General features: G+C 48.2%; 10 protein-coding genes. 9 read left to right on the top strand and 1 reads right to left on the bottom strand.

From position 1 onward, the window contains the following. Window positions 1-216: 216 nt before the first annotated feature. From F9817_RS20720 to F9817_RS20680, 9 genes are all read left to right on the top strand, one after another. The gene (locus F9817_RS20720; protein WP_161158101.1) at window positions 217-1,407 is read left to right on the top strand and encodes an acyl-CoA dehydrogenase family protein; all 1,191 of its coding nucleotides are present in this window, start codon (window positions 217-219) and stop codon (window positions 1,405-1,407) included. A 78-nt stretch (window positions 1,408-1,485) separates the two neighbouring features. Continuing rightward, window positions 1,486-1,848 carry an IacB protein gene (locus F9817_RS20715; RefSeq protein ID WP_161158100.1) on the top strand — a complete coding sequence of 121 codons (363 nt, stop codon included), beginning with the start codon at window positions 1,486-1,488 and terminating at the stop codon, window positions 1,846-1,848. 9 nt (window positions 1,849-1,857) lie between these two features. After that, window positions 1,858-2,385 (top strand): nuclear transport factor 2 family protein, encoded by a 528-nt coding sequence (locus F9817_RS20710; protein WP_161158099.1) that lies wholly within the window; start codon window positions 1,858-1,860, stop codon window positions 2,383-2,385. 95 nt (window positions 2,386-2,480) lie between these two features. After that, window positions 2,481-3,785 carry an aromatic ring-hydroxylating oxygenase subunit alpha gene (locus F9817_RS20705; protein WP_161158098.1) on the top strand — a complete coding sequence of 435 codons (1,305 nt, stop codon included), beginning with the start codon at window positions 2,481-2,483 and terminating at the stop codon, window positions 3,783-3,785. Window positions 3,786-3,787: 2 nt separating this feature from the next. Then, window positions 3,788-4,276 (top strand): aromatic-ring-hydroxylating dioxygenase subunit beta, encoded by a 489-nt coding sequence (locus F9817_RS20700; RefSeq protein ID WP_161158097.1) that lies wholly within the window; start codon window positions 3,788-3,790, stop codon window positions 4,274-4,276. A gap of 11 nt (window positions 4,277-4,287) precedes the next feature. Further along, a complete protein-coding gene (locus F9817_RS20695) occupies window positions 4,288-5,043 on the top strand; it encodes an SDR family NAD(P)-dependent oxidoreductase (RefSeq protein ID WP_161158096.1) in 756 nt (251 codons plus the stop codon). A gap of 24 nt (window positions 5,044-5,067) precedes the next feature. After that, window positions 5,068-6,027, top strand: a complete 960-nt coding sequence (locus F9817_RS20690) for a PDR/VanB family oxidoreductase (RefSeq protein ID WP_161158095.1) — start codon at window positions 5,068-5,070, stop codon at window positions 6,025-6,027. A 56-nt stretch (window positions 6,028-6,083) separates the two neighbouring features. Further along, complete coding sequence (locus F9817_RS20685) at window positions 6,084-6,590, top strand: flavin reductase (RefSeq protein ID WP_161158094.1); 507 nt, start codon at window positions 6,084-6,086, stop codon at window positions 6,588-6,590. Window positions 6,591-6,656: 66 nt separating this feature from the next. Further along, a complete protein-coding gene (locus F9817_RS20680) occupies window positions 6,657-7,961 on the top strand; it encodes an amidase (RefSeq protein ID WP_161158093.1) in 1,305 nt (434 codons plus the stop codon). A gap of 84 nt (window positions 7,962-8,045) precedes the next feature. Here F9817_RS20680 and F9817_RS20675 read toward each other — a convergent pair whose 3' ends face one another. Next, a complete protein-coding gene (locus F9817_RS20675) occupies window positions 8,046-9,020 on the bottom strand; it encodes a ketopantoate reductase family protein (RefSeq protein ID WP_161158092.1) in 975 nt (324 codons plus the stop codon). Window positions 9,021-9,072 lie beyond the last annotated feature (52 nt).

Raw genomic sequence — 9,072 nt, 5'->3', positions numbered from 1 at the left:
ATTCAACTAAATTCATTCCATTTTAAATAAAAGATCACGTTTTCTTAACACGTGCTTTGTACAGGATGTGACCCATTCAGTCAGACACAAGGTGTCATCGACTGCACTCTATCGCTTGGATGTGACATGGAATATGCCACCTAAGTTGGAAGGAGTCTGAGTGCAGCAGTCACCCCCAATGACTGGATAGATAAACTCATTGATGAGGACACCAAGATGATTCAACAGAACTCTCTAGCAACACCGTTGTTAACCACACCTCCATCAGCATTTGATGCGTTATCAAGCGCTGACTTTAAGGTGTTTTTGGATGAAATTCGTGAACGTGCGCGTTCTGGCGAATTCGACCAACAACAATTTATCAGCCCTGACGTGATCGAACGTTTTCGTGAGTTCGGTATTTACCGCGCCTTAGTGCCTCAGCGCCTAGGTGGTAATGAATTAACGGCCTCTCAATTTTGCCAAGTGATCGAAACCATCTCCCAAGCGGATGGCTCGGCGGGGTGGGTGGCTAGCTTCGGGATGGGGGTGGTGTATTTATCCGCGTTACCAGAGGAAACGTTGCAAACCCTTTATAACGACACGCCAGACATTGTATTCGCTGGTGGTATTTTCCCTGCGCAAGCGGCGGATCAAACTGAACATGGATTTATCGTCAATGGTCGCTGGAGATTCTCTAGTGGTTGCATGGGCGCTGATGTGCTTGGGGTTGGTATCGCTCCGAAAGAAGGTGACAAATTGGGCTTGCCTCGTATGGCTGTGTTACCTCAAGGCGCGGCGCACATTGAGAAGAACTGGGATGTCTCTGGTCTTGCCGGTACAGGCAGTCACGACATCGTCGTCAAAGACGTTGAAGTCCGTGAAGATTGGACGTTTGTTCGCGGTGGTCCATCAACACTGCAAGAAACCATGTTCCGTTATCCAGCGCTATCTTTCGCGACTCAAGTTCTGACCGTGGTCGGCATTGGCATTGCTGGGGCGGCACTGCAAGAGCTACGCGATATGGCGGCTGGCCGCGCCTCTGTTACTGGTGCACCAAATCTTGGTCAACGTCCATTAACTCAGATGGAAGTGGCTAAAGCACAAGCCGATTTTAACGCCGCGCGTTGTTTCTTCTATCAAGCGATGGAAGAAGCGTGGGAGACGCTCGAAAATGGCCAACAGCCAACGACTCAACAGATTAGCAACCTGCGTTTATCTTCTACTCATGCGTCGAGAACATGTGCCGAAGTGACGCGAAAAGCACAAATGCTGTCAGGAATGACAGGGGTGTATAACACCAGCCCACTTTCTCGTTTTGTGAATGATGCTCAAGTGGTCACACAACATGCCTTTATGGGCGATTTAACTTGGCAAAACGCCGGCGCGGTGTTCTTCGGACAAGAACCGACTCCCGGGTATTTGTAAGCCTCATCAGATACTTATTCATTCGTTAAACAAATTCTTAAGCACTTTAAATTTCCCCTTCATAACAAGGAGACAGTTATGTCAGATACAAAACCACTACGCGTTCTATTTTGCCTAGGCATCAACCAGAACTTTTTTGATGCGCCACGTGAAGAGCAGTTAGACGTTTGGGCGGCATTCGGTGCGATGTGGAATGGCATTCACGACACCTCTGGCGTAGAAGTGATCGGCAATATGGATGATGACCAAACCATGGTGGGGCCATCAACAGAATCCCCTTGGACCACTTATCTACTCGCCGATGTAGCTGATTACGAAACGGTCACGCAATGTTGTAACTTGCTGCGTACCACTCAAGTCGGTGATACCCCATACAAATTATGGCGTTACGTGAAAATAGAAGCGCGCATTGGTCGTGAATTGATTGTGCAACGCGCTTAAGAGGTGGATATGACGGAACTGGAGCAATTGCAACACCGAGTCGATCAGCTGGAGAGCGTCAATGCGATCCGCGCCTGTCTGCATCGCTACATGGATCTGTGTGACGAGCTCACACCAGATACGCCATGGGAAGAACTCGGTGAGCTATTTACCGAGCAAGCGGTATGGGAAGGAAAAGGATCTCGTTATGCCAAAAGCTTTGGTGGCTATCATGGTCGAGACAATATTGTGGCGATGTTGGGTAAATATGCCACGTTTCCACCGCATTTTGCATTGAACGTGCACTATCTAACTTCTGAGTGTGTGTCGGTTAATGGCAGTCAAGCGAGCGGAAGCTGGAACATGTTGCAAGTGTCGACCTTCAGTGCTGGTGGTTCCCACCTTAATAGTGCGCGTTTGTCGATCCGCTTTGAACGTGAGGAAGGAATATGGCGTATCGCCCATTTTCAAACCGAAAATCGTTTGAGCCGCCCTGTTTCGAGCTGGAACAGCGATGCCGAGTTACTAGTACCGGACACCTCAGAACTACAGCAATAACACAGCATCATTAGGTCGTTAATTCAGCCAATACGCAGCCTAATGTCGTGAAATAACCGATAAAGCCGTCTGTTTATGACAGGCAGTGAGCAAGCATGGAAGAGATTATTCAAATGGAAGATATCAAAGTACGCAATGTCCCAGTCAGCGCCGCTGATCTGGTTGAGGAAGGACGTGTTCACAAAAGCCTTTATTCCAACCCAGAGATCTTTAATGAAGAGCTCGACAAGATTTTTACTAAAACTTGGGTTTATGTGGGCCATGAAAGTGAAGTGCCTGAAGCAGGTAGTTTTAAAACCAGTTATGTTGGCCATCACCCTGTGATTTTAAGTCGCGACCGTAAAATGAATTTACATGTGTTGCAAAACCGCTGTCGTCACCGCGGTGCAACAGTATGTGAAAAACATCGTGGCAAAACCAAATCATTTACTTGTCCTTACCATGGCTGGGGTTACGCTCTGGATGGCGAGCTGCGTGGTGTGCCAAAAATGGAAGAGTATGAAGGTGTGCTCGATAAAAAAGAGCTACCACTGGAAACCCTACGTCATGAAACCTATCAAGGGTTAGTGTTTGCAACGTTTAATAACGACATTGAATCGTTAGATGACTACCTCGGCGGCGCTAAAAAATGGATCGACCTATTTGTTAAACAAGCAGGAGGTTTCCCTGTTCAAGTACTGGGTGAACATCGCTTTACTTTCCCTGGTAACTGGAAAATTCAGCTCGAAAACACCACTGATGCTTACCATTTCCCTATCGTGCACAAATCTTTCATCTCTTCATTAGATGACTCTACTGCCGATATTTTCGATTTCTTAGATGGTGAAGGGTTCGTAGAAGATTTAGGTCACGGCCATAGTGTCATGGTGATGATTCCTGAGCTGGTGGATCTGGAAGCCAATTTAGATCAACCCATCCCTGAGCGTTTTGAAGAACTGGCGCAAGCATTGCGCGAAGAAGGTCACGAAGAGGGCATGGTACGCCGTCTCGTTCGCGCGGCTCACGGTACCGGCTTTAACTTGAACCTATTCCCTAATGTGTCTTGCTCAATGGCCTTTTTCCGTGTGTTACGTCCGGTGTCTGTCGGTGAAACAGAAATTCAACACGTTGCGATTGGCGGACAGGGTGCACCGGCACCATTCAACCAAAAACGCATGCGTTTACACGAACACTTCCAAGGCCCAATGGGCTTCGGTACACCGGATGATGGTGAAGCATGGGAACGGGTACAAAAAGGTGCGGCAGCCGGCACAGATGGTTGGATTTTGGTCAACCGAGGTATGGGTAAATTACGCACGTCTGTGGATGGCAATGTGGCGGGCGCCGTCTGTTCAGAAACAGGTATGCGCGGTGCGTATCGTAAATACAAAGAGATGATGGCAGCAGGGAAGGAGGCATAATCATGAGCTTGGATATGAATGTAGAGTTAATCAATAAAGTGAGCGCTTTCTTGTGGGCCGAAGCGGATATGTTAGATCACCGCGAATACCAAAGTTGGTTGAAACTCTGGACTGAAAAAGGCCATTACATTGTGCCGACTGATCGTGAAACCACCGATTACGCTGCGACGCTTAACCTTGCCTACGATGATCACGCCATGCGTGAAATGCGTATTGCGCGCTTGGAAAATGGCGAATCCGTTTCTGCCGCTGATGCAACGGTGACAGTGCGAATGGTCTCTCGCGTGCGTATTTTAGATGCCGGTTCTGACCGTATTCTGGCACGCTGCGCCACCACAATTAATGAATTGCGTCACGGCAATTTAATTACCTATCCGGCCGATGTGGAATTCACTTTAGTGCCTGATGGCGATAGCTTCTTGATGGAACAAAAGGTCGTCAAACTGCTGCACGCCGAGGGATATCTGCGCACCGTTAGCTTCATTTTCTAAGGAGATTGATCATGGCTGAACAAGCAAAAGGTCAAGTGGCAATGGTCACAGGCGCAGCGCAAGGCGTGGGCTTTCATATCGCCTCTCGTTTATTTGCTGCGGGTTACCGAGTGCTGCTGACGGACATTAATGAAGCTGGAGTGAAAGAGGCCGCATTGAGTCTCGACCCAACGGGTGAGCGTGCTAAATCATGCGTGCTCGATGTAGCGCAAGAGAGTGATTTTTCTGCGGCGCTGGACCAAGCATTAACGTTTTGGGGTGAACTGCATGTGCTGGTTAACAATGCTGCCATGACCAAAGCCGTTAGTACCATGGAACTTAAACCAGACGATTTTAAACAGTTAGTCAGTATTAACTTAGGCGGCACGTTTACGGGGTGTCAGGTGATTGGTCGTTATCTGGCGGAACAAGGTTACGGTCGCATTATCAATATGGCATCGCTGGCGGGGCAAAATGGTGGTACTTCAACAGGGGCACACTACGCGGCATCGAAAGGTGGCATCATCACGTTAACTAAAGTGTTCGCCAAAGAGCTGGCTGCAAGTGGTGTTACCGTTAATGCGGTGGCTCCGGGGCCCATTGACTCACCGATGGTCAAAGAGTTGGTTCCCGCTGAGCGTTTACCAGGTTTACTGAGTGCTATTCCGGTTGGCAAACTGGGTAATGCGGATTTTATTGGTGATGTGGTGGAGCAGTTGGCTCGCCCTGAAGCTTACTTTACAACAGGGACCACATGGGATGTGAATGGTGGTCTATTTATGCGCTAAGCGCATATTTGCAAGGAGGCAGTGATGTCTGAACAAACATTAACGGTGAAGGTAAATAAACGCGAAGTGCAGGGCAGTGACGTTGTGGTCCTAGAGTTGACCGATCCGGCTGGACAGCCGCTGCCTGCTTACGAAGCTGGGGCGCATATTGATTTGCACCTTGCTAACGGTTTGGTTCGCCAATATTCATTATGTAGTGACCCTGACCAACAAGATTATTACCGTCTAGGCGTACTAAAAGATCCGAATTCTCGCGGTGGTTCGCAAGCGGTATTTGATACCTTGATGCCAGGCGTTGAGTTGGAAATTAGCCTGCCGCGCAACTTATTTCCATTGACTGAAAAAAGCCCACGCTCAGTTTTGATCGGCGGGGGAATCGGTGTCACGCCAATGATTTCGATGGCGCATCGTTTGCACAATCTACAACAGGATTTTGACCTATGGTATTGCGCCCGGGAACGGTCACATTGCGGGTTTATCAATGAGCTAATCGCTGCGCCGTTTGCGGCTAAGGTTCATCCTTATTTTACTGCTGAACACAGTGGTCAACGGTTGGATTTTCATACCACCTTGCCAGATCCCGTCACGGGTACACACCTCTATGTGTGTGGCCCAGAACATTTCATGCAGTGCGTTATCGATACGGCGGTGGATATGGGTTACGACGATGCGCACATTCATCGTGAATATTTCAATGTGGAAGTCGAAACCTCCGGTAATACCTTTGAAGTTGTGGCGGCACAAAGTGGCATTAGCGTAACCGTGCTCGAAGACCAAACCATTGCCCAAGCATTGAAAGAAGCTGGAATTAAAGTGCAGGTCGCGTGCGAACAAGGCACTTGCGGCACCTGCTTGTGTGATGTGCTCGAAGGCACGCCCGATCATCGTGACGTGTATTTAACTGATGAAGAAAAAGAAGACAACGACCAAATTACCTTATGCTGCTCAAGAGCGCGCAGTGCAAAATTGGTCCTCGATATTTAAGCCGTCCAACCTTAACGAACGAGACGCATAGAACCACCTCAAAGGAGTGATACAGCATGATTGATAAAGATCTATTTCGTAACGGAATGTCGTTATTGGGCGGCGCAGTGAATGTGATTACCACCGATGGTGAAGCCGGTCGATTTGGCTTTACCGCGACCGCAGTTACCAGCGTGACCGATGAGCCGCCAACACTGTTAGTGTGCATGAACCGACACTCATTTGCGAATCCGCACTTTAAGAAAAATGGGGTGTTATGCGTAAACGTATTACGCAGCCATCACCAAGATATCTCGTGGGATTTTGCTAACCGCGATCTCACTTCAGAGCAGCGTTTTGCTAAACACGATTGGTTAACACTGGAAACCGGTGCACCGATATTAGAACAAGCGCTTGTGGGGTTTGATTGTGTGATTGATGAGGTTCATGAAGTGGGGACACACACGGTATTTTATTGCCAAGTGAAGGCGGCTCGAGTCAGTGAAGAAGGCTCAGGTTTAGTTTATTTCAACCGCAATTACCATTCTTTGAATGGTGAGTCTTCGCTGCAAAAAGCCAGTTAGACCTTCTTCTGCGTTATGTCAGTCAACGCGTCTGGCACCAATAATCACGAACAAAAGAGAAAGAACATGGATAGTGATCTCACATTGCAACCTCAAAGCTTAGTCAGCATGTTACGTAGCATTGCGGCTGGAGAACAAACTGCTGAACAATGGATTAATGCTTGCTTCGATCGCATTGAAGCGCGTGAAGAAGCGGTGGGTGCGTGGCAGCACCGTTTAACACGAGATGAATATTTAACACGTTATCACGCGCAGCAGGACTTTTTTACCACCAGTGTGCTTAAAGGTCTGCCTGTCGGTATCAAAGATATAATTGATACCAAAGAGATGCCAACTGAGATGGGGTCTAGCATTCACCAAGGCCGTATTCCTTCCGATGACGCGACCTGTGTTGAGCTGATTAAGAAAGCAGGTGGCATGATCTTAGGAAAAACCGTCACCACAGAATTTGCTTACTTTAAAGCGGGAAAAACGGGTAATCCGGTGGATACTGAGCGTACACCTGGTGGTTCATCGAGCGGCTCTGCAGCGGCAGTAGCCGATAATATGGTTCCGGTGAGTGTAGGATCGCAAACGGCTGCCTCCGTTATTCGACCTGCGGCTTATTGTGGCACTATTGGTTATGTTGCAAGCCGAGGTGAATTATCACTGCGTGGTGGTCAGCCACTGGCTCAATCGCTAGATTCGTTAGGATTATATGGCCGTGAAGTGGCAGATATTCAGCTGCTACGATCGGTATTATTGCGCCAAGCCACACCTGAAAATTGGCAAAGTACCCTGAATGCGTCAGAGCTAAAACGCGTATTAGTGTGTGATGGCAGTTTAGTCGGTGATGTCTCAATTGATATGCAAGAAGCACTCGCTAGTTTAGCGGAAAAACTTGAAAAACAGGGCGTTGCGATAGAACGTTTGGGGCAAACAGAGCAAGTCCGTCAGTTAGTGCGTTGTCATGAACAGATCATGGCGTGGGAAGTGTGCCGAAACCTCGCGTATGAATCTCAATTTCCTGAGCAATTGAGTGAACCATTACAAGCGTTGTTAGCCAATGGGTTGGCAATGGAACGCAGTGAATATTTGAACGCATTACGTCAGGTACAAGAATTGGGTGGGTGGCTTAATCAAGCACTCGCACAAGTGGATGTGATTCTAACCCCTGCTGCTCCCGGTATTGCACCGCTCAAAACTGATGGCACAGGATCACCCCATATGAGCCGCCCTTGGCAGGTGCTTGGATTGCCAACAGTCACCATTCCAGGATTGAGCGATCAAGCCGGCTTACCGCTTGGTTTACAGCTTGTCGGCCAAGCTCACGATGATGATATGCTATTAGCGCATGCAAGCTGGGTGCTCAATACAGTAATGACTAAATAAACGTCCGTTTATCCGTTATCTTAGATCCAATAGAAAGGACAGCCTCGGCTGTCCTTTGTCGTCTGTTTAGTGCTTACTGAGTGCTTATTTGGCGTTAAGGCTCTGCTCAGAAATAAAGGCGGTCATATCCAACACTTGCTTGGTATGCGGCATCTCTATGCCCACTTTCTCTGCTAGCTCAATCACAGAGTAGCCGATGGCATCTAATTCCAAGCGTTGCCCTGCTAAGAAATCTTGCAGCATTGAGGTTTGAATATTCCCCATGCCTGCGCCCATCTCCATGATTTGCAGTGGATTAAAGCGAATGCGGGCACTGTAAGCTGCCGCAGTGAGTAGCACTTCATCAAGAATATGGCGGACTAACGGACTAACGCGTGGATCAGCATAGAGCTGCTCAAGAGTGCCTTTAGTCACCACTGAAAGCGGGTTAGACGTTAAGTTAGCGGCGACTTTGGTCCAGATTTGGTCACGAATGTTATCCACGGCACGCGCTTCAATATCGGCCGCTTCAAGCACTTCACGAAGTTGCTGTAGACGATCGCTGAGATCGTTGTTGATCTCCCCCAAAATTAATAGATGTGGGTTTTCTGAAACAACATCCGCTGGCGCTTTACGAAACGCAGTCATAAAGGTCACACAACCAATAATGTGTTTGGCTGGGAGTAATTGGGCCAATTTTCCTGTTGGATCGAGACGCTCAATCGATTGATTGTTGGGGTTATCGATCCCTTGAAAGTACCACCAAGGCAGACCATTGACCATCGGAACGATGATGGTGTGTTCGCCAATCATGGGCTGAACTTTTTCGGCAATCGCTTCTAGAGCCGTCGTTTTAGTACATAGGAAAATGACATCTTGTACACCAAACTCTTCAGCATTTTGTTTAGCGACAACATTAATGCGATGCTGTCCTTCGAGATCTTTAAGTGCAATGCCGTTGGTTTGTAAGGCATCGAGTGTTGCACCGCGAGCGAGTACGTTAACAGTGTTCCCTGCTTTTGCCAGTAGAGCGGCAAGCGTACATCCAATGGCACCTGCGCCAGCAATACAAAGTTTCATTTTGCTTATTTCCTTGTTGATGAAATCTCAGCGATAACGGCTGTTGTTCCTT

Source organism: Vibrio eleionomae (genome assembly GCF_009874545.1).
Taxonomy (GTDB): domain Bacteria; phylum Pseudomonadota; class Gammaproteobacteria; order Enterobacterales; family Vibrionaceae; genus Vibrio; species Vibrio nitrifigilis.
The sequence above is the reverse complement of the archived record's forward strand: the minus strand, read 5'-3'. Positions and strand labels throughout refer to the sequence as shown.